The organism is Bradyrhizobium sp. USDA 372, from assembly GCF_053629095.1.
The window spans coordinates 7,392,456-7,412,399 of record NZ_JBRJHR010000001.1; the positions used below are offsets into that span (position 1 = coordinate 7,392,456).

The window sequence follows — 19,944 nt, forward strand, 5'->3', positions numbered from 1 at the left end:
CGCCATGGACAGCATCCTCGTCGTCAACGCCGGCTCCTCGAGCGTCAAGTTCCAGGTCTTTGCGATCGAGGGAGAGGGCATTCTGCGCCGCCTGATCAAGGGGCAGGTGGACGGCATCGGCAGCCGGCCGCGCTTGCGGGCAAGTAGGCCAGGCAACGATCCCATGGCGGATCGGGCCTATCCCATCGAGGCCATTCCGGACGTGCCGGCGGCGATGGACATCGCGGGGACATGGCTCCGGAACGAAGCGCGTATCCATCCGTTGGCGGTCGGGCATCGCGTCGTCCATGGCGGGCCTGATTATGAGCGGCCGGTTCTGATCGACCACGGCGTGGTGGCGCGGCTGGAGCGTTTCGCCACGCTGGCGCCGCTGCATCAGCCGCACAATCTGGCGCCGATCCGCTCGATCCTGGCCAATTTCCCGGCGATCCCGCAGGTCGCTTGCTTCGACACCGCGTTTCACCGCACCCACGGTCCGCTGGCCGATCATTACGCCATCCCCCACCAGCTCCACGCTGAAGGTGTGCGGCGCTACGGCTTTCACGGGCTCTCCTATGAATACATCTCCAGGACCCTGCCGCAGATCGCGCCAGACATCGCAAAGCGCCGGGTGATTGTCGCCCATCTCGGCAGTGGCGCGTCGATGTGCGCGATGAAGAATGGGCTGAGCGTCGAGAGCACGATGGGATTCACCGCGCTCGACGGGCTGCCGATGGGCACGCGCCCGGGCCAGCTCGATCCGGGGGTCGTGCTGTATCTGCTGTCGGAAAAGGGAATGACGGCAGCGAAGGTGCAGGATTTTCTCTATCGCGATTGCGGATTGAAGGGGCTTTCCGGAGTCAGCAACGACATGCGCGAGCTGGAGACGAGCCTCGATCCAAAAGCGAAGCTGGCGGTGGACTATTTCGTCTATCGCATCGGCCTCAATGCCGGCATGCTGGCGGCGGCGCTGCAGGGGATCGATGCCTTCGTCTTCACCGCCGGCATCGGCGAGAACTCGAGTGGCATCCGCGCACGTGTGGCGGAGCAGCTCGGCTGGCTTGGCGTGGCACTCGACCCTGCCGAGAACACGCGCCATTCGCGGCTGATATCGACAAGGACGAGTCTCGTTCCGGTCTACGTCGTCCCGACGGACGAGGAGCTGATGATCGCGCAGCACACGCTGACGCTGTTGATGAACAGGCAATCGCCCAACCCCAGACAAGAGAGGGTGTCATGATTCCAGTATTTCCGGACAGCAAGGTCGCTCTGAAGGGGAAGAAGGGCCTGGTCGTCGGCATCGCCAACGACCAGTCGATCGCCTGGGGCTGCGCCAGGGCGTTTCGCGCCCTCGGCGCCGATCTCGCCGTCACCTATCTGAACGATCGCGCCAAGAAGCACGTCGAGCCGCTGGCGCAGGCCCTCGAAGCGCCGATCTTCCTGCCGCTCGACGTCATGGTCGAAGGCCAGACGGAGGCGGTGTTCGAGCGGATCAAGTCGGAGTGGGGGCAACTCGATTTCCTGCTTCATTCGATCGCCTTCTCGCCGAAGGAAGCGCTGCACGGCCGCGTGGTCGATGTCGGCCGCGACGGCTTTCTGAAGACCATGGACGTCTCCTGCTGGTCGTTCCTGCGGATGGCTCATCTTGCCGAACCCCTGATGAAGAACGGCGGCACGATGTTCACCATGACCTATTACGGCAGCCAGATGGTGGTGGAGAACTACAACATCATGGGCGTCGCCAAGGCGGCGCTCGAGGCCGCGGTTCGCTATGCCGCGGCCGAGCTCGGCCCCAAGGGCATCCGCGTGCACGCGATCTCGCCCGGACCGCTAGCGACCCGCGCGGCCTCGGGCATTCCGGAGTTCGACGAGCTGATGGACAAGGCACAATCCAAGGCGCCGTCGCGCAGCCTCGTCAGCATCGATGATGTCGGTAATGCCACCGCGTTTCTGGCGCTCGACGGCGCCAAGCTGATCACCGGCGGCGTGCTGTACATCGACGGTGGCTATCACATCATCGATTGACCCGCGCGTTGCCGCCGCGCTGAGCGGTCCGGCGACCCATGAGCTGATGGTGGCATATTGCAGGTGTTTTGCCCGACGGTGCAACCGGGCTCTGGAGCGAAAAGGAAAACCTCAGTCAAATCAACCCCATGTCTACTGTGCATGGGGTTGTTTTTCGACTTTTTGATTCACCGATAGTGCAGTGCGATCAATTCGGCCACGCAGGCCGGCTTCTTGCCGCCCTCGATCTCGATCACGAGGTGGTAGTTGACGCGCAGCCCGTCCGGCGGCACGTCCTCTGCTTCCGCAATCGTGACCCGGCCGCGCAGCTTCGAGCCCGCCGGCACCGGCGCGAGATATCGGATGCGGTCAGCACCGTAGTTCAGCGTGTTGCGCAGGCCTTTCAGGCCGATGACCGAGCGGATGAATAGCGGGGCAAGGGCAAGCGAGAGCAGGCCGTGGGCGATGGTCTTGCCGCCCGGCATCTCCTGCTTGGCGCGCTCCTGGTCGACATGGATCCATTGCTCGTCGCAGGTCGCCTCGGCGAACTGGTCGATGCGGTCCTGCGTGATCTCGATCCAGTCGCTGGCGCCGATCTCAGTGCCGACCGCGGATTTGATCTCGTTGAAGTCGCTGAATATTCGCATGAGTTGACCCGTTTAGATCCTCATCTCCGGAACATTGTCGGGAATGGCGAGGTCGGCTTCCGTCAGCGCCAGAACCTCGCCGACGCTCAGGCCGGGCGCTGTTTCCAGCAACGTCGCCTTGCCATCGGGAAAACCGATCACGGCCATGTCCGTCACGACGAGGTCGACCGGGCGTGCCGAGGTCAGCGGCAGCGAGCATTTCGCCACGATCTTCGACTTGCCCTTGGCGGCGTGCTGCATGGCGACGATCACGCGCTTGGCGCCGGTGACGAGGTCCATTGCGCCGCCCATGCCGGGAACCATCTTGCCCGGGATCATCCAGTTGGCGAGATGGCCATGCGCATCGACCTGGAGGCCGCCGAGCACGGTGATATCGACGTGGCCGCCGCGGATCAGTCCGAACGACATCGCGCTGTCGAACGTGGAGGCGCCCGGCAGCGCGCTGATCGGGCGCCCACCGGCATCGGTGAGTGTCGGATGCGCCATGCCCTGCTCGGGGATCGGCCCGGTGCCGATCAGTCCGTTCTCTGACTGGAAGAAGACCTTCAGGTCCGACGGCACGTAATTGGCGACCAGCGTCGGAATTCCGATGCCGAGATTGACGAGATTGCCGTTCCTCAGCTCCTTGGCGACGCGCCGGGCGATGATGATCTGGGGATCCATGGTGTCACCCATTGGTGATGAGATAGTCGACGAGCGGCGCGGGGGTGACGACGTGATCGGGTGCAATCACGCCGACCGGGACGATATGCTCCGCTGTCACGATGACGGTGTCGGCCGCCATCGCCATGACCGGGTTGAAATTGCGGGACGTGAGCGCGTAGGCGAGGTTGCCGAGGTAATCGGCGAGGAAGGCGTGCACCAATGCGAATTGCGCCCGCAGCGCCGTCTCCAGCAGGAACGGCTTGCCGTCGACTTCGATCTGACGCTTGCCTTCGGCCACGAGCGTTCCGACGCCGGTCGGCGTCAGCACGCCGCCGAGACCGCATCCGCCGGCGCGAATGCGCTCGACGAAGGTGCCTTGCGGCACGAGATCGACGGCGATCTGGTTCGCCAGCATCTGCTGCTGCGCCTCCGGATTGAGGCCGATATGCGTTGCCGTCAGCTTCGACACGAGGGCCTGATCGAACAGCTTGCCGACGCCCTTGCCGGGCGTGGCCGCGTCATTCGAGATCAAGGTCAGACCTGTCTTCCTCTGGCGCACGACCTCGTCGAGCAGCCGCTCCGGCGTTCCGACTCCCATGAAGCCGCCAACCATGACGCTGGCGCCCGCCGGGATCATCGCAACGGCTTCTTCGACGGATACGGCCTTCATGATCGAAACTCCCGGTCGGCCGACGATGGCTGAAGGGCGGTAAAGTGCGGATGTTGGCGGGTGGGGGGCGGGCTCCCTTGATCTGGGTCAAGGCTTCCGGATCATTCCGCTCCGGCTGCGTCGATGCCGAAGCTTTCGAGTGTCTCGCGCCAGAGCTTGCGAACGCCGACGTGGCGCTGCTCGAGTGCCGCGCTTGCCGCAGCTCGGCATGGAGCGCGGTCGGGGCTACGCAGCCGCGCTGCACAGATTTGCTGCATGGCGATACGAATTGCAGCAATCTGCGCTGCAATAACGCGCTTCGCGGCGCTCGCGCGCAAGCATGACAGCTACATCGTCGTCGGCATGCCTGACCGCTGGTCGACACCACCAATCTCGATAGCATCTATCCGACCAATGTCGCGGCGTGCAGCTGCAGGCAGGCCGTATCGACACTTGTTTCTCGCTAGAGCTTGCTGTTCCAAATTGGCCCGTGATGGATTGGAGCGCGACCGCGGCCTTGAGACGCCGGGAGCGCCGAACTCCCCTACATCAACGAAGATCCAGAAAGAACGCTTGCAATTCCATGCGGGTCTTCAATTCCAGGGAGCATGGTCGTCAGAAATGCCTTGAGCTGCGGATACCTTGCATGTGATGTCTCATGCTCGGGCCCTTCGGGCGCGCGATGCCGACGCTGATCGTCGTCTTTGTCCGGAGCGCCGTGCTTCCGCCCTTCGTACTCTCTCGCGGAGCCGCCTCAATTGAGCCAGCAGGCTCACGAGCTTGATCTTTGTGTCACGCAGAACAGCCAGGCTGCAAACCCCACTACTCACTACAACACCCCCAAACAGGCCCTTGCCGAATTCCTGACGGAAGCTCGGATTTGTGGCGACATGCCAACAACGTCTAAGCGATGGCCGCCGGAGGCGTCGGTTCGTTTTGCGACAATGCGCGAAAATATTCTCAGGGGTTGCAATGCGTTGCAGCAGCAACGCGCTATCGGAAGGAGCATTTGGATACGCTCTCCGAAGCGCGCGCGTCATTTGCATCAGCACGTTGGCGCCGTACCAGCGGCCGCTACCGTTCTGACGATCGCCTCCTCGACCCAGGCCTCGCGGGCAAACCAGTTGTGATTGGCCCGACAGTCCGGACAAAGAGTATTGCCGAAAAACACGATGCTTCGCAGGAAAGTCTCACGATCGGATTTGATGCCGGTAGGAATCGCGCGGCCGGATTGCGGACACTTGACCATGATCATGCCCATACGAGCCTCCCTGAAACAGGCGTTTGTCGAGCAAAAGGGCCGGCCGGCTGGAGTGCGCTCTCGTCGGTGCGGGTGACTTGGGGGGCATCGCACCTGGGGTCGTTGTTCGAGCAAAGGGCAGCTTGCTCGTGACGACGCTTCTCCAACCGACCGGATTCCTGCTTGGCGAATTCTTGGGATACTGCCGGCTTTCGCCGCAATACCGAATGATGTCCGACCTCAACCGAAAGCTTCTGGAAGGCGCCAAATAATCGTCGTGTCGAAATACCCGCGACTTCGTGCGGAACGTTCCCCCTGCAACGAAACCATCAATTTCCCCTCGACGGACAGGTCAGCCAACCGGATCACTGGTGTCACTCCCCTCGGTGCAGTTCGTTAACTATTCTCTTTTTCATTTAATGTGCAAATTAAAATTGGCGTTGTCGGTCTGATTTGCGACTCTCGGCTGATTTATTTTATGCGCGGCGCGATGCATTGCCGAAGAACGTCAGTCCTTTTCTCCAGGCTTCAGCAGCCCTCATTCTCAAGTCAGTTCGGCGCGTGCTGCGCTTTACCGGTTGTGCTGAATGGTCGCACCAGGTTCAAATATGAAACAAATTTTGATTATAAGAAAAATCAGTAAATCTCGTTGTTAATTGCTGCCGATCACGTAAGCTAAAGTCGTCCAGGTTTCTTCGGCTGGAGGAGACGATGTGGGAATTAATTCTTAACGAGTACAACCTCACCTCGGAGCCGCTGCAGTTGGCTCAGATGCGCGCAGAATTGGTCAACATTGGCGAGAAGGAGCGTATTCTGAGAGAACGAAGTGCCGATCGCGAAGCTTATCGGTACCTCTTGGATGCTCATCGGTTGACCGCCAGAGCGAGCCTCCCTGGAGAGCAGGGGTTGAACATTTCTCCTCAAGACGGGGGCAAGGACGGTCAGCTCGCGGCATGACCGGCCGGATTGACGTGTCGAAGCGAGCCGGACCGGGTGGCGTGTGTTCGGGTGAATGGAAATCGCAGCGTCGCAGGCCGGGCTAGATTGAATGTCGCAGGCGGCGGCCGTTCGCTTGTCGGGTGCCGCGACAACATCGCATCCCGGAGGCTGTCGCCGCCTCGCCGGCACAGGCGCGGCAGAATGGGTTCACATTGGTGGAAGGCGTGCTGGAAAGATCGTCGGCAGAGATAGAGATAGTGTTGAGACCGGCTCCGGATGCAGTATTCGCGCTGTTGGATGGCCGAGCAATGATCTTCAGCGAAGCCGGGCAGAAGATCTTTGAACTCGACCGAGTAGGGGCATTCATCTGGTGTAAATTGGGGGAAGGCGCCTCGCTGGGAGACGTTTATCGGGCGCTTGCAGCGCAAGGCATTGACGAGCACGCGGCACGCCAGTTCACGCGACAGGCCGTAGATGTCTGGATCGATCGAGCGTTGCTCGAAGTCGATTGGCGAATGCCGACCGATTGCGTCTTCTCAGCTCATCTGGGTCGGCACAAAATAAGCGTCCGGGCTGCAAATCGGGACCTCTTGAGACGGCTGCTGTCGCCATTTTGTGTTTCGGACCAGAGTGCCGGCGGCGACGGCGACATCGCGATCGAGGCAATGATGCTGGATGAGCAAGTGTTCCTGCGCGCGGAGGATTCCAGCATTTCCAGATGCGAAGTCGAAGCACTGGCCCCTATGCTCAAAGCTCACGTCACCGAGCGGCTTATTCGAAGCGATCGGTGGGTGTTCTCCCTACATGCCGCTTCTCTCGTGAAAGACGGCATGGGCCTGCTGTTATGCGGCCATCCGGGAGCTGGAAAATCTACCCTCACGCTGCAGCTGGTGGACGCCGGATTCCGGTACGCAGGCGATGACGTCGCGCTGGTTGGCGCCGACGGAACGATCTGCGGAGTCCCGTTTGCGATCACCCTCAAGGAAGGATCGTGGGACTTGCTCTCGCGACTACATGGCGACCGCTACGGCGCGACGCATTGCCGCTCCGACGGCGTTCGGGTGCGGTACGTACCCATTCCGGATGCGCAGAACGAATGCTTCTCCACAGGCTGGATCATCTTCTTGAACCGGGTCGCGAGCGGGCCGGCCGAACTGACCGCAATAGATCGTTTGGATTCGATGAAGCGGCTCATCGAGAACGCATTTTCCAGCGATGGTAAACTGTCGCAGACTGGCTTTTTTGCTCTAAAGCGGATGGTCGCGGGCGCGAAATCGCTTCAACTAACCTACTGCGAGGCCGGAGAGGCTCGGCATCTGCTTAGGGAATTGTGCAATGGCAAGGCATAGCAGCGCGCTCACGAGCCTCTGCAATTGCTTGCGGGGCATGCCGCCGGTCGAAGTAGAGTGGACGTCCGTCATCGGACTTGCAAATCAGACCCTGACGACGCCGGCGCTCATCGACTTTGTCGACAAATACGCATCGATGCTGCCGGAGGACGTCTGCGCCTATATTCGCCATATCCACCGCCGAAATGGGTTGCGCAATGACCGCCTCGTCGTTCAACTCGAAGAGGCCGTCGTTGCTCTGAATGGTCACGGCATTACGCCGGTTCTACTCAAGGGGGCATCGACACTGGCGACCGCGCCCGAGGCGCGAAGAGGCGTTCGGATTATGTCCGATCTGGACATCATGGTCATGCCGGACGACGCCAGAACGGCAGTCGCCGCGCTAAGTGGAATTGGTTACGATATTCATGAGCAGACCCCTCCCGAAAGCCGGAGATGGCATGTCGATCTGAATCGCCCGCAGGACGTCGGGTCCATCGACCTGCAAGAGGCAGCTCCAGGGCCTGCGTACCTCTACCAGAACTTCGGGCATGTGCTGAACCATTGTGTTCCTGCGCCGCTCGGACGGGCGAGCGTATATATCCCCACGCCTATCTTCCAAGCGGTCACGTTGATCGTCCACGATCAGTTTCAGGACTATGGTTATTGGCTCGGCGACCTCGACCTGCGGCACCTTGTTGAATTGCGCGATCTAAACGCTTCCGCCGAACCTCTCGATTGGGAGAAGCTGACCTCTCTTGCCTCGAGCGACTTGATGAGGAACGCGGTCGAAACTCAGCTGATCGCTCTTGCCGAGCTGCTTGGCGTCGACATTCCGCATGCGTTGCGCTCCCGACTGATTCCTCGCCTCCAGTTCATGCGACAGGTGATGCAGGCACGTTTTCCGGCTACACGCGTTCCCTTCCTCGCAATGATGGTACTGGATCTCGGAAATCATCGGAAAGCGGCACGCGGCGCCGGGCAAGCTGCTGTGCATCCGCGTGGACTGTGGTCCCTACCGAGGGTGGACACCGTGCAGTTCCTGTTGAAGGCGGCCTTCGCGGAGCGCGCAGGGAAGGTCTAGATCACAAATGCGTTCGGTCGGGCGGCAGGGCCATCAATGCTCGTGACCACCAGCATTCCGGCTCGGCGCTTCGCCGTTCTCGCGAATCCTGAACTCCTCCAGCGTGTGCCCTGATTGGAGCGCTGCGACCAACCAGCGCGGCTGTTTGCCACGCCCAGACCAAGTCTCTGTGGGCTTGAGGGGATTGAAGTATTTCGGAACGACCTTCGGGTATTTGCGACGAGGGGGCTGACTTGAGCCAGTCGTTGTCGCCCCGCCCTCCGCCCCGGCGAATTGATCCGGCTGATTGAGTTGCGCAAGGCGCTTTTCCAATTCCCGCTTTTCGGCTGTGATCTTTTCAGCAAGAATCTTCGTCAGCTCCTCGTGGAGGAGCCAAAGTTCTTCAAAATCCATGGCTTCGAGATCCTGCCTGCGCATAAGCATTCTCGTCACCGTTCGACCGGCACCTTGCGTACCTGTCTGTCACCTACGTCGAAGATCGCGGCGAACAATGGGCAGGGGAGCAAGGCTTGGTCTTCAAAATTGCCACGACAATAAATAAATAATATATTATTTAATATATATTGCGAGGATTATTTTCATGTATTTATTGCGGGCGAGAAAACCTTGCCGGAGCCTCGAAGAGAAGCATTGGAGATTCGCGACTGTCCACCGATCCGTCCTCAAGCGGCGATCAATCGGTTTATCGCGCCCTCGGCCGCAGCGGCCGATATCGAGGCGTCGAAGCTACAAATGCTGACGTTGCCGACGGGGCGGCGGAGCAGAGTGAGCTCGCGCTCCGCTTTCCGTTTAATGAGACGCCCCTCGCTTGAACCGCGTCTCGATACTCGCGCAGCGCGTGTTGTTACTGCAACCGCTATTAAATTCAGCGGATAATCACATTTTTAGTCTTGATTGGAACCGGCGACGCAGCTATGTGGAGCACCGAACTTGCCATTCGGTTCCACGTTTTTTTTACACCGACCCAACCTAGCTTCTTGATTACTAGGCCGGGATTGTATTAAATGGGCGCAACCACAGGATGCCAGTATGTCGACCAAGAAGCTCGAACTAGAAGCGATGTCCCTTGATGATCTCTGGTCGCTTCATGAGGAGATTAGCGGCATTCTGTCGGATCGGATAAAGGCGGAAAAGCAGGAACTTGAGAAGCGTCTGGCGGTTCTCGGCGGCGGAATGGCTGCGTTAGCCGAAACGAGCGGGTTGGGCGTCTCTCCCAACGGCAAGCAGAGACGAAAATATCCGCGTGTACTGCCGAAATATCGTAACCCGCAAACTTCCGAAACTTGGTCGGGACGCGGCAAGCGACCGCGTTGGCTGGTTGCTGCCATGAAATCGGGCCGGCGGATCGAGGAGTTTCGCATCGGAGAGGCGGCTCCGAAGCTTCGGCAGCGGGCGTGAGAACTTGCTGCGCCACGAACTGGTGCAGCTCGGCGCCTTACGTCGAGATCGAGCCTAGTAGGCATTGCGCCCTCGCAATACTTCCATGGGAGTTCGCAACAGGATTGCGAGATCCAGTCGAATACTCCAATTGTCGATGTACCAGAGGTCGTACTGGACACGTGTTTCGACCATGACTGCTGTAGGGGTGGGGCCCCGGCACCCATGGACTTGGGCCCAGCCGGTCAATCCTGGCCTGACCCGGTGGCGGAGCGCGTAGTTTCGCACGAGCTTGTCAAATTCACTGTCGTGAGCCACGGCATGAGGACGCGGGCCCACCAGCGACATGCTGCCGTCGAGAACATTTAGGAGCTGTGGCAGTTCATCGAAGCTCGTCCGGCGCAGCCATTTGCCGACGCGGGTAACGCGTCGATCGGCGCGGTTGGCCTGGAGGATTACAGGCCCGTCCTCGAGCACATGCATGGTCCGGAATTTGCGGATCAAGAATATTCGGCCGTTGAAGCCACAGCGTTGCTGCCGAAAGAATATAGGGCCGGGAGAATCCAGCTTGATCGCGACTGCAGCCAGCGCAAGCAGCGGGGCGAGCATCGCCAGGCAGAGGCCAGCCCCCATAATGTCAATCGTCCGCTTAATCGCGCGCTCCAGCGGCGTCAGGGGGCCACGCTGGAGTTCTACACAAACGGCACTTCCAAGACTTCGCTTTGGGTGTCGAAGCAATTCGGACGTTGTGCCGACGGGCACGAAAATGATCGGGAACGGCAAAACGCGCAAATCGGCAACAAAGGCTCGCAATTCGGGCCATCGCTCCGGGTCAGCTTCCACCACCACCTGATCGAGCCGGTAGGTGCGGATGTGGTCGATGACACGGGCCGTGAGCCGCCTTCGGCAGGCAGGACCGAATCCGAACGGAGGCAAGCTGAACCTTTCTTTGACGAGATACCCGTGCATCGACAAGGTTTCGGACAATCCCACGTTCTTCGACAAGGGTTGATCGCTGATCAGGACAATATTCGTATTGGCGAACTTCCTGCCGCTCAGGGCCCTCCCGAGAAGCACCTTAACTCCCCACCGCTCACCCAAAAGTAAGCCCAGGGCCAAGACGGCGAAGAGCAGGCCTCGGTGCAGAGAGCTCTCCGGGCGGATTGCGAAGCCGAACACCGCCAAAATGAAAAGCACCGAAGACATCCAAGCCAAACAGACCGCGCGGATCTGATTTCGGAGCGCGAGGAGCTCAACCGGCTGATAAAGCCCGTAGGCCTTCAGCAGGCAAACGAGACAAACCGCGCTAACCAGCGCCAAGCCAAGCGCGTTGCCCAAGTTGGCCGCGGCTTGGCCATTCTGCGCTTGGTACAGCAACGTGGAGACGATGCTCGCAAATAGGATGGTCGCAATATCAGCACCGAGCACTACGTGCTCGACCGCGTCATAACGGAGGGGCCATTTGGGCTCGGGGGATACTGTCGCTTCGGGACTGATACGATCCGTAACCTCCCGATCGGGGAAATGTCGGTTCACGAAATTCATGGCCGGGGCTCTGCGATTTAATATTAATTATTTATTAATTAAAGGGGTTTATCAAGTAAAATCCGCAGCTCCGCCTATTTAATAACGTGTGCCCCTTTGTCGCCGATCTGCGATCGTGGCTTGGGCTGAGCTCGCGGCTCTTGAGATTATCGAGAACCCATGCGGGAACTCCGCGCGTGCACCTGGTCGAGGAACGCCGGATCGAGTTCCGAAATCAGGCCCTCGAGATAGATCTTCCCATCAGCCGAGGCTGACCGGTAAGCGGTCACAAGGGCTGGCTTGAGGGCAGGCCGATGTCTAACGACGAGGCTGACGTCCCGTTTGATCAATTCACGCAGGTCAGTGTCCCGCACCATGGCATCTGCGGCGAGCGCGACCGATACGCGCAACGGAAGCAGGTCCAAATCATTCGGCGCGGTATAGTATGACATTCTGAGCATCGCTGCCGTGCTGGGCTGGGGCGAACTGTGCTTCGACGTCGCCGCGAGCAGGAGCCAAATGTCACCGCGGAGCGGCGAAGAGCGCAATGCACGAGCAAACTCGTCCGAAGTCATGGGAGGAGCCGTCCTTTGCTCGTCGGCAGCCAGAGCCGAATCCCGGGTAAAGCTTGGTCCCCCGCGGATCCATAAGTTTTCACGCGCTGCCGCAAGGGAAACCGTCTTCGACATCGCGTTCGGCCCTGCTGCTGCAGTCGAAAGAACTGACGGCAAAGACGATCTTGCACCGAAGTACCGGTCGGGGAGCGCCATCCATGCTGCCTGCACGATCAACACAATACCAAGCATCATCAGGCTAACGCGGGGCCAAATGGTGACTGACGCTGAGGTCAACCTTCGGCGAGGCGCAGGTGCTTGATTTGCAATTTGGTCGGACGTCGCTTTCGTCTCAGACGATATGGCGTCACGTTCTGCGCCGGAGAGGCTTTGACCGAAAGCCAGGCCAAAAAGCGCAGCGACCAGAAGCGATGCTCCTAAACCCAGAATTCCATGATCGGAAAACGCGAGTATCGTCACTGCAATCAAAGCGCCGGCGCCCAGCACTGGGAAGACGTAATCGTAAGCACGTGACAGAGCACGTCTGATCAGAATAGAAGCGCAGAGCAACGCAGCAACCACCAGCGCGCAGAGAAAAGCCCACCCCATGTCTATAGCGATCGTGGCGGCGGCGGTTGGCCTTTCTGGCGAGTCGCCAACTCCAGCGTCCTGGTAAATCGGCAAAAGTACCGTCGAAGCACCCGCACCGGATCCTGCCGGCGCGACGTCCTGCAGCATCCGTTCTGTTGCGGCCTGACTGCTCGTTGACAAGGCGATCGTCAGATCGGTGTTCGTTCTGAAGGGAATGACCGTAGCCGTGGCAATGAAGATAATCGTGGCAGTTGCAAGGACGCCAGCAGTACCCCACAATCCCGGGAACCACCTGCGAACCGCGAACACCGAGAGCAAGATTTCTGAGCCGAGGAGGGCCGCGACGACTGCAGTTGAGTTGGCTCGAATGATCAGCGCGGCCATGCAGATAATCATTGCGATGATCGCGGCGGACAGCGCAGGGAGCGGGCTTAGCGCAATTGTTCCTGGCCGACTGCGTCGGAGTACCTGATCGACCGCACGAATTGCCGTTGCGCAGGAGAGCAACACACCGAGCACCGCGATGGTTGAGCCGTCGGGCCCAGCCACACCGGCTATTTCCCTGCCGAACCACATGGCGGTAACGATTGTGGCTATCGACAGCAGAATATGTAGCAGTTGCGCTGCGCGATATCGGTCAAGCGCAATGGCTGCAGCAATGAGAGCTGCAGCGAGCACAGCGCAATACTGCACGAGCGAGAACATGGTCGCCGTGGTGTCGACTGTGATTTTTTCAGCGAGGGGCTCGTTTAAGGTCGCCGATGCAGTTGCCCAAATGGGATTGCCGAGTTTGTCAATCGGCATCGGCACCGCCTGCAAGGCCATCCAGAGCGCCGGAGCCGCGAGTACAGCGACGAGACTAGGACGGAGCAGTCTGGCAAGCCCGAGGGAGGAGGGTGGTAGAAAGATCGCGACCATTAGCGCCGCCGTTGCGAGTACCAACGACATCAACACCCAGCCTTGCAGGCTTTCCGGCATTGCGAACGCCGCGGCAATCGCCACCAACTCGGCCAATATGACAAGCCGGACCATCATGTAAACACCGTGGTGTGGTGCGGCCACTCCGCTGGTCCCTCGGGCCAGCTAACGGGTAGGCCGCTATGAACCAGCCTCAAGAGCCAGAAAGACCATAACGGATGTAATGGCTATCATGGTAATAGTAGCTCCGATGTCCGTCATATCGAGCCATCGCCTTGGTATCGGTCTTGCTGAGAACTGCCCCAATCAGAGATTCGTGAATGTTTGGTGCCGTGTGCAGTGCGTGTTGCACTACATCAATTTTGGTCCGGCCCCATTCGACAACGAGAATGTAGCAGTCAATCAGAGATGAAGTGGCTCGAACATCCACCAACGGTGTCAAGGGCGGAAGGTCGACGATGACGTAGTCATACTCGGCCCGTAAACGGTCGAAGAGTTTGCTTATCGAGTCCGCGCAAAGAATTTCGCTGGTGTGGAGCAAAGGTCCCCGACGCACGGCGGGCAGAAATGCAAGATTGGTCGTCGGGTCCCTCCAAACAGCGTCGGCGAGCGACCGGCTACCGTTTGCAACTTCGATGATGCCGCAGGCCGCCTTGGGCGCAAAGATGCCGGTCAGCGAGGGATTCCTGAGGTCGCAATCGACGATAATGGCTCTCTTTCCGGTGTGTCCGATCAATTGCGCGAGCGAAGCTGCAATCGTGGTCTTTCCCTCATTCGGTAACGCAGAGGTAATGCCGATGACCTGGGAAGAGATTTTCGCCGGATTGTGGTCGATGGCTAGCTTGATGGAACGAATGGCCTCCGTATATCGAGATAGCGGCATCCCGATCACCGTCTGATGAATTGCGGCTGGAGACGAAGAGATCCGTCGCTGAACATCATCGTCGGTTTTCTGGAGGCGGATTGGTGGCTTGGGAGATTTGCGGGCCGGCAACAACGGGACCAAAGACAGACAAGGCAACTCCAGTACGGTTTCCACCTGTGAAGAGGTCCGAAAGACGCGGTCCATGAGGTCTCTGAGGAGCGCCAAGCCGATGCCCAGCGCGAGACCACCGAGAATGCCAAACGCCAGGATCAACCTTGTTTTCGGCTTGCTCTTGCTCGCCGGTGGCGAAGCCGGAAAAAGTACCCGCGTATCCGAGGTGGGAAACGTCTCCTGCTGTGTGGAGCCCATGTAGCGCTGAAGGAAAGTCTCGTACAAGCTATGCAGGCCCTTTGCCCTGCTTTCCAAGTCCTTGATGGTCAGCTCAGCAGAATTGACCGAACGGGACTGCGAAACGGCTTTGGATAATTGCTTTTCGATTTCTTCCTGGCGCTGTTTGGCCAGTTCGAATTCGCTTCGGCTGACCTCGGCAAGTCGCCTGACCTCGTCAAAAATGGAGACGCGGAACTCTCGCGCGCGGTTCCGGATATTGACGACTGCCAAGTGGTCACGACCGACCCTCGCGGCCAACTCGGCCTCACGTCTGGTGAGCTCCAGATATTGCTGGCGCAGCCCCGTGATGATCTGGCTGTTCAGCGCATCGGTCCCGATAGCATCCAGATTGTCTATCGAGGACGGCTTTTTCGGGTCGATGGCAAGGAGAGTTTCATAACGAGCCAACTTGGCCGTGGCTTCAGATGTCTGAGCACGTGCGGCGGCCAATCGATTATTGATCTCCGTGATCTGCTGCTCGTCGATGGGTTTCCCACCCAGAGAAACAATGTTGTTTTGAGCCTTGTAGACGTCGACGGCACGTTGCGCGGCGAGGGCTTGGTCGCCCAGATCACGCAGCCTCTCCTGCAGCCAGCTGGTTGCCTTGCGATTGGCCTCGAATTTTGCATTGAGCTGGTCTGCAACATAAGTGTTGGCGATCGCATTCACGATCTCCGCGGCTCGAGCTGCGTTGCTCGAGCTGAAGCTGATCTCAATGAGGTGGCTGTACCCGACGCGTCCAGCGGAAAGCCGACTGAGGAATGCGTCTACGAGAGTGTCCGATGGTTCGCCATTCGTCTCGAGTGGCGCATCCTTCTTCGATTTAGTCGAGGCCCAAGGCCAAACTCGTTGCCAGAGCGCCTGCAAAGAGAGGCCGGATGCACTAAAGTCCGGATCGTCGGCCAGTTTCAACTGCTCGATTACCGCAACCGCATTGGCCTTTGATCTCAGGAGCTGAAGCTGGGTGTCGATTTGACTGAGATCGAAGGCCGGCTCGGCGACGAGTGACTGCTGCTGGACAAACTGAGGCCTGGGATTGGCCAACAGGATCTGAACCTGTGCCGTATAGGTTGGAGAAACCAAACGGAGATAGAGCAGGCTGGCCGCAGTGGCGAGTACGGCAGTAACAAGGATCACGAGATACTGGCGCCGTAGAAGCCCGATGCCGAAATTGATGACGTCGGTGATTCCTCCGCCGTCCGCCTGGGCGGGTTGAGCCGGTCCGTTCACCGGCAGCCGCATCCTATCCGCATGTTGAAGATTGTTCTGAAGCATCACGTACCTGTCCGACGATTGGTCACGTTGCGGCCGCCCGCCCGCAGGCGGCATTTAAAGCGATCTGCGAGATAGTACGAATTATATACCTTATAAAAACTCACTTGCCAAATTAAATAAACAATATATTAATCGAGGCGGAGATGGAAAATGCAGGTCCTGGCGGTTTTGCTTAGGCGTGCGTTCGCGAATTCCCAAATTCTTCCGTGACTTACATCTGGTCTAATGGCTTCCGCCGAAATCGTGCGACCGTTTTCGTGGTGGATTGTGAGGGTGGAAAATTAATCTCGACGGGGATTATGGTCCACCTTATCGAAGCCCGATCTGAATTGAGAGGGCAGAAGGGTACCCAATGTTGGAACTGCGATCCTTGGCGATCCCTGATGTCAAAGTCATTCGCACAGATCGGTTTTCCGACGCCCGCGGCTACTTCTCTGAGACCTTCCAGCGATCAGCGTTTGCAGAGAAGGGAATTCTCCATGACTTTGTTCAAGACAATCAGTCCAGCTCGGATCGGATCGGCACGGTGCGCGGCTTGCACTTCCAGCGGCCGCCCTTCGCCCAGGCGAAGTTGATACGGGTGTTGAGCGGGGCGATTCTGGATATTGCAGTTGACCTTCGGCGTTCATCGCCCAGCTTCGGCAAGCACATCGCGATCCAGTTGGATAGCGAAAGCGGCGAGCAGGTGTTCATTCCGAAGGGATTCGCGCACGGCTTCTGTACGCTGCAGCCCAAGACCCTCGTCTTATACAAAGTCGACCAGGTCTATGCCCCAAGTCACGACGGTGGAGTCTATTGGGCCGATTCAACGTTAGCGATCGAGTGGCCCGTGAGACCCTCAGAAGCCCAGGTGTCGCCAAAGGACCAGGCCCTTCCTACGCTCAGCCAGCTCGGTTGCGTTTTCGACTAGTGGAGGCGGTAGTATGCGTATCTTGGTGACCGGCGGAGCGGGATTTATTGGTTCTGCGGTCTGTCGCCGTTTGGCGCTCCAGGTGGGTGCCGCAGTGATCAACATCGACAAGTTGACATACGCAGCCAACCTGACGTCGCTCGCGAGCATCGAGAGGCTGGAGACCTATGTGTTCCTGCAATCCGACATTTGCGATCGCGAGACTATGGATTGTGCGTTCGCCGACTACGAGCCGGATGCGATCATACATTTGGCCGCCGAAAGCCACGTCGACCGCTCGATTAACGGACCTCAAGCCTTCGTCAATACCAATGTGGTTGGCACCTACACGCTATTGGAGGCGGCCAGAGCCTACTACGAACGTCAACCAGCTTCGAGGCGGGAGCATTTCCGCTTCATCCACGTGTCGACGGACGAAGTCTACGGCTCATTGGGACCGGACGACTTGTTTCGAGAGGATACGCCCTACAGGCCGAGCTCGCCCTACTCGGCGAGCAAGGCCGCCTCGGACCACCTCGCGCTCGCGTGGTTTCGAACCTACGGCCTGCCCGTGATCGTGTCGAATTGCTCGAACAACTATGGGCCGTATCAGTTTCCGGAAAAGCTCATCCCGCTGACGATCCTCAATGCGATCGATCGGAAGCCTCTGCCGGTCTATGGCGACGGAAGGAATATCCGCGACTGGCTTCACGTCGATGATCATGCCGCGGGCTTGATACGACTTTTGCACCAAGGAAGGCCCGGCGAGAAGTACAATTTCGGCGGAGATGCCCAGCGATCCAACCTGGAGGTCGTCACCCGGATCTGTGACGTTGTGGATCGATTGTCTCCGGGCGCGGGGTGCAGACGTTCTCTGATTACGTTCGTGCCGGATCGTCCGGGCCATGATGCGCGCTATGCAATCGACGCATCGAAAGCACATCGCGAGCTCGGCTGGAAACCGACCAGAACCTTCGAACAGGGCCTGTTCGAAACCGTCGGATGGTATCTCAAGAACCGAGCGTGGTGGGAGCGTGCTCGCAGCGGTGTCTATGACGGCTCGCGTCTGGGTCTCCTGGCGGCCCAAGGCTGAGGTGAAGATGACAGATCGACCAATCCTCTTTGCTGGACGGAATGGTCAGCTGGCAATGTGCCTTCGTGATCTTGCCACAGTGCGCGGCTTGCCTGCGGTGGCTCTCGGGCGCCCAGAACTCGATCTAGAGAACCGGGAAGGGATCGACAAGCTCATTGCGTCGATCGGGCCGTCTGCAATCATCAACACGGCCGCCTATACGGCGGTAGATCAGGCCGAATCTGAAGCAGCGAGGGCCTTCAGCATCAATCGTGATGGCGCGGCCGCGCTGGCGGATGTCGCGTGGCAACTGAACATTCCGCTCATCCATCTGTCGACCGACTATGTCTTCGACGGTGCGAAACCGGATGCGTACGACGAAAGCGACATTCCAGCGCCGTTGAACGTCTACGGCGCTTCCAAGCTTGCCGGGGAGGCTGCTGTATTGGCAGCGCACCCGCTCGCGACCGTGATCAGATGCTCCTGGCTTTACAGTCCCTATGGCAGCAACTTCGTCCGAACGATGCTGCGGCTATGCGAGACGCAGCAGGTCGTAAGGGTTGTCAGTGACCAGCATGGTAACCCGACTTACGCGTTCGACCTTGCAGACGCCGTCCTCCGGATCGCACAACGGTCAGTGACGGACGATCGCAGGGCCACGGCCGGCATCTTTCATCTCGGTGGCCAAGGCGAGGCAAGCTGGCACGATTTTGCGCAGGCAATCTTCCACGAGTGTTCCCGTCGCGGTGCCCGGATTCGGGCGCTCGAGGCGATCACGACCGAGCAATTTCCGACCGCTGCGCGTCGACCTCGGAACTCGCGCCTTGACTCATCCAAGGCCGAACGCGTGTTCGGGATTCGCTTGGCGCCTTGGCGCCATTCACTTCAAGCTTGTCTGGACCAGCTGGTCGGAGAAGGAGAAACCGATGCTGAAGGGAATCGTGCTGGCTGGCGGCAGCGGAACGCGCCTCTATCCGATCACGCGCGTGGTCAGCAAGCAGTTGCTCCCGATCTATGACAAGCCGATGATCTACTATCCGCTGTCGACGTTGATGTTGGCAGGGATCCGCGAAATTCTGATCATCACCACGCCTTCAGACCGGTGTCAGTTCGAGCGATTGCTGGGCGACGGCAGCCAATGGGGTATCCGGCTCAGCTACGCGGAACAAACCCGGCCCGCCGGTCTCGCGGACGCGTTCATTGTCGGTGCCGACTTCATCGGAAACGATCGCGTAGCGATGGTGCTTGGAGACAATATTTTCTTCGGCGACGGCCTGAGCGAATTGCTTGCCAGGGCAGCAGGTCGCGAAGAAGGCGCAACGGTTTTTGCCTATCACGTGCGAGACCCAGAACGATATGGCGTGGTCGCGTTTGATGAAGCGGACCGCCCGGTGTCGATCGAGGAGAAGCCCAAACGGCCGGCTTCGAACTGGGCGATCACGGGGCTGTATTTTTTCGACAACCGCGTCGTTCGCTACGCTCGCCGCGTCGAGCCATCGGCGCGTGGCGAGCTCGAGATTACCGATCTTCAGATGCGTTACCTTTCGGCCAATGCGCTCCACGTTGAACGCATGGGGCGGGGATTTGCGTGGCTGGATACCGGCACGGTCGAATCTCTCATCGATGCAGGGACGTTCGTGCAGACCTTGGAAAAGCGGCAGGGAATGAAGATTGCCTGCCTCGAGGAGGTCGCGTTCAGGCTCGGCTTCATCAATCGCGATCAACTTCTTGCGCTGGCGCAACCGCTGGAGAAGAGCGGCTACGGCAAATATCTCAGCGAAATCATGCGACTGCCGCAATTCGTCTCGCGCTAGCGCCACTCAGTCGATATTCGAAACCGAGTTAAATTATGTGTATTGAATTGACCGCAGTTTAAAAGGCAATTAAAATATAGAGAGGCGATTATTTATTTAATCGGTATGGTCATGCTGGTTCAAAAGGCGAACGCCTTCGGCCGGGGAACTCGGTACGTTT

Annotated in this window: 18 protein-coding genes; 10 read left to right on the top strand and 8 right to left on the bottom strand. The window is 59.1% G+C overall.

Annotation, left to right across the window (positions count from 1 at the left end; translation table 11 throughout):
- Positions 1-4: 4 nt before the first annotated feature.
- Complete coding sequence (locus tag AB7M16_RS34435; protein WP_453946687.1) at positions 5-1,219, top strand: acetate/propionate family kinase; 1,215 nt, start codon at positions 5-7, stop codon at positions 1,217-1,219.
- Positions 1,216-2,004 (top strand): enoyl-ACP reductase FabI, encoded by a 789-nt coding sequence (gene fabI / locus AB7M16_RS34440; protein ID WP_025035483.1) that lies wholly within the window; start codon positions 1,216-1,218, stop codon positions 2,002-2,004. Before AB7M16_RS34435 ends, fabI begins: the two co-directional genes overlap by 4 nt.
- Positions 2,005-2,171: 167 nt before the next feature.
- Here the strand turns inward: fabI and AB7M16_RS34445 are convergent, their stop codons facing one another.
- The 4 genes from AB7M16_RS34445 to AB7M16_RS34460 form a co-directional block, all read right to left on the bottom strand.
- Complete coding sequence (locus tag AB7M16_RS34445) at positions 2,172-2,630, bottom strand: MaoC family dehydratase (protein ID WP_453946688.1); 459 nt, start codon at positions 2,628-2,630, stop codon at positions 2,172-2,174.
- A gap of 12 nt (positions 2,631-2,642) precedes the next feature.
- On the bottom strand, positions 2,643-3,293 hold the full coding sequence (locus tag AB7M16_RS34450) for a 3-oxoacid CoA-transferase subunit B (protein ID WP_453946689.1): 651 nt from the start codon (positions 3,291-3,293) through the stop codon (positions 2,643-2,645).
- A gap of 4 nt (positions 3,294-3,297) precedes the next feature.
- A complete protein-coding gene (locus AB7M16_RS34455; RefSeq protein WP_453946690.1) occupies positions 3,298-3,945 on the bottom strand; it encodes a CoA transferase subunit A in 648 nt (215 codons plus the stop codon).
- A gap of 1,024 nt (positions 3,946-4,969) precedes the next feature.
- A complete protein-coding gene (locus AB7M16_RS34460; protein WP_172784579.1) occupies positions 4,970-5,185 on the bottom strand; it encodes a hypothetical protein in 216 nt (71 codons plus the stop codon).
- Positions 5,186-5,875: 690 nt separating this feature from the next.
- Here AB7M16_RS34460 and AB7M16_RS34465 point away from each other — a divergent pair.
- From AB7M16_RS34465 to AB7M16_RS34475, 3 genes are all read left to right on the top strand, one after another.
- Positions 5,876-6,121, top strand: a complete 246-nt coding sequence (locus AB7M16_RS34465) for a hypothetical protein (RefSeq protein ID WP_172784580.1) — start codon at positions 5,876-5,878, stop codon at positions 6,119-6,121.
- A gap of 290 nt (positions 6,122-6,411) precedes the next feature.
- Complete coding sequence (locus AB7M16_RS34470; protein WP_453946691.1) at positions 6,412-7,452, top strand: serine/threonine protein kinase; 1,041 nt, start codon at positions 6,412-6,414, stop codon at positions 7,450-7,452.
- A 37-nt stretch (positions 7,453-7,489) separates the two neighbouring features.
- Positions 7,490-8,515 (top strand): nucleotidyltransferase family protein, encoded by a 1,026-nt coding sequence (locus AB7M16_RS34475; protein ID WP_453946692.1) that lies wholly within the window; start codon positions 7,490-7,492, stop codon positions 8,513-8,515.
- A 33-nt stretch (positions 8,516-8,548) separates the two neighbouring features.
- Here the strand turns inward: AB7M16_RS34475 and AB7M16_RS34480 are convergent, their stop codons facing one another.
- Positions 8,549-8,932, bottom strand: a complete 384-nt coding sequence (locus AB7M16_RS34480) for an H-NS histone family protein (RefSeq protein WP_172784582.1) — start codon at positions 8,930-8,932, stop codon at positions 8,549-8,551.
- 612 nt (positions 8,933-9,544) lie between these two features.
- Here AB7M16_RS34480 and AB7M16_RS34485 point away from each other — a divergent pair.
- Positions 9,545-9,913: an H-NS histone family protein gene (locus AB7M16_RS34485; protein WP_172784583.1), complete on the top strand. Its 369-nt coding sequence runs from the start codon at positions 9,545-9,547 to the stop codon at positions 9,911-9,913.
- A gap of 54 nt (positions 9,914-9,967) precedes the next feature.
- Here the strand turns inward: AB7M16_RS34485 and AB7M16_RS34490 are convergent, their stop codons facing one another.
- From AB7M16_RS34490 to AB7M16_RS34500, 3 genes are all read right to left on the bottom strand, one after another.
- Positions 9,968-11,437 (bottom strand): exopolysaccharide biosynthesis polyprenyl glycosylphosphotransferase, encoded by a 1,470-nt coding sequence (locus tag AB7M16_RS34490; protein WP_172784584.1) that lies wholly within the window; start codon positions 11,435-11,437, stop codon positions 9,968-9,970.
- Positions 11,438-11,583: 146 nt separating this feature from the next.
- Positions 11,584-13,623, bottom strand: coding sequence for a hypothetical protein (locus AB7M16_RS34495; RefSeq protein ID WP_453946693.1), 2,040 nt, complete (start codon positions 13,621-13,623; stop codon positions 11,584-11,586).
- Positions 13,624-13,672: 49 nt separating this feature from the next.
- Positions 13,673-16,009, bottom strand: a complete 2,337-nt coding sequence (locus AB7M16_RS34500) for an AAA family ATPase (RefSeq protein ID WP_453947304.1) — start codon at positions 16,007-16,009, stop codon at positions 13,673-13,675.
- Positions 16,010-16,361: 352 nt separating this feature from the next.
- Between AB7M16_RS34500 and rfbC the strand changes: the two genes are divergently transcribed.
- From rfbC to rfbA, 4 genes are read left to right on the top strand one after another with little or no spacing between them, the layout of a single operon-like run.
- A complete protein-coding gene (gene rfbC / locus AB7M16_RS34505) occupies positions 16,362-16,919 on the top strand; it encodes a dTDP-4-dehydrorhamnose 3,5-epimerase (protein WP_172784586.1) in 558 nt (185 codons plus the stop codon).
- 13 nt (positions 16,920-16,932) lie between these two features.
- The gene (gene rfbB, locus AB7M16_RS34510; protein WP_453946694.1) at positions 16,933-17,991 is read left to right on the top strand and encodes a dTDP-glucose 4,6-dehydratase; all 1,059 of its coding nucleotides are present in this window, start codon (positions 16,933-16,935) and stop codon (positions 17,989-17,991) included.
- Between the two features lie 7 nt (positions 17,992-17,998).
- Positions 17,999-18,988: a dTDP-4-dehydrorhamnose reductase gene (gene rfbD / locus AB7M16_RS34515; RefSeq protein WP_172784588.1), complete on the top strand. Its 990-nt coding sequence runs from the start codon at positions 17,999-18,001 to the stop codon at positions 18,986-18,988.
- The gene (rfbA, locus tag AB7M16_RS34520) at positions 18,897-19,784 is read left to right on the top strand and encodes a glucose-1-phosphate thymidylyltransferase RfbA (RefSeq protein ID WP_212256479.1); all 888 of its coding nucleotides are present in this window, start codon (positions 18,897-18,899) and stop codon (positions 19,782-19,784) included. Before rfbD ends, rfbA begins: the two co-directional genes overlap by 92 nt.
- Positions 19,785-19,944 lie beyond the last annotated feature (160 nt).

What these genes read in the sequence shown, in the direction of transcription:
- AB7M16_RS34450 (WP_453946689.1), bottom strand. Translation starts at nt 3,293, where the DNA reads ATGGATCCCCAGATCATCATCGCCCGGCGCGTCGCCAAGGAGCTGAGG.
- rfbB (WP_453946694.1), top strand. Translation starts at nt 16,933, where the DNA reads ATGCGTATCTTGGTGACCGGCGGAGCGGGATTTATTGGTTCTGCGGTC.
- AB7M16_RS34465 (WP_172784580.1), top strand. Translation starts at nt 5,876, where the DNA reads ATGTGGGAATTAATTCTTAACGAGTACAACCTCACCTCGGAGCCGCTG.
- AB7M16_RS34490 (WP_172784584.1), bottom strand. Translation starts at nt 11,437, where the DNA reads ATGAATTTCGTGAACCGACATTTCCCCGATCGGGAGGTTACGGATCGT.
- rfbC (WP_172784586.1), top strand. Translation starts at nt 16,362, where the DNA reads ATGTTGGAACTGCGATCCTTGGCGATCCCTGATGTCAAAGTCATTCGC.
- AB7M16_RS34455 (WP_453946690.1), bottom strand. Translation starts at nt 3,945, where the DNA reads ATGAAGGCCGTATCCGTCGAAGAAGCCGTTGCGATGATCCCGGCGGGC.
- AB7M16_RS34480 (WP_172784582.1), bottom strand. Translation starts at nt 8,932, where the DNA reads ATGCGCAGGCAGGATCTCGAAGCCATGGATTTTGAAGAACTTTGGCTC.
- AB7M16_RS34435 (WP_453946687.1), top strand. Translation starts at nt 5, where the DNA reads ATGGACAGCATCCTCGTCGTCAACGCCGGCTCCTCGAGCGTCAAGTTC.
- AB7M16_RS34500 (WP_453947304.1), bottom strand. Translation starts at nt 16,009, where the DNA reads ATGCTTCAGAACAATCTTCAACATGCGGATAGGATGCGGCTGCCGGTG.
- fabI (WP_025035483.1), top strand. Translation starts at nt 1,216, where the DNA reads ATGATTCCAGTATTTCCGGACAGCAAGGTCGCTCTGAAGGGGAAGAAG.
- rfbD (WP_172784588.1), top strand. Translation starts at nt 17,999, where the DNA reads ATGACAGATCGACCAATCCTCTTTGCTGGACGGAATGGTCAGCTGGCA.
- AB7M16_RS34460 (WP_172784579.1), bottom strand. Translation starts at nt 5,185, where the DNA reads ATGGGCATGATCATGGTCAAGTGTCCGCAATCCGGCCGCGCGATTCCT.
- AB7M16_RS34475 (WP_453946692.1), top strand. Translation starts at nt 7,490, where the DNA reads ATGCCGCCGGTCGAAGTAGAGTGGACGTCCGTCATCGGACTTGCAAAT.
- AB7M16_RS34485 (WP_172784583.1), top strand. Translation starts at nt 9,545, where the DNA reads ATGTCGACCAAGAAGCTCGAACTAGAAGCGATGTCCCTTGATGATCTC.
- rfbA (WP_212256479.1), top strand. Translation starts at nt 18,897, where the DNA reads ATGCTGAAGGGAATCGTGCTGGCTGGCGGCAGCGGAACGCGCCTCTAT.
- AB7M16_RS34445 (WP_453946688.1), bottom strand. Translation starts at nt 2,630, where the DNA reads ATGCGAATATTCAGCGACTTCAACGAGATCAAATCCGCGGTCGGCACT.
- AB7M16_RS34470 (WP_453946691.1), top strand. Translation starts at nt 6,412, where the DNA reads ATGATCTTCAGCGAAGCCGGGCAGAAGATCTTTGAACTCGACCGAGTA.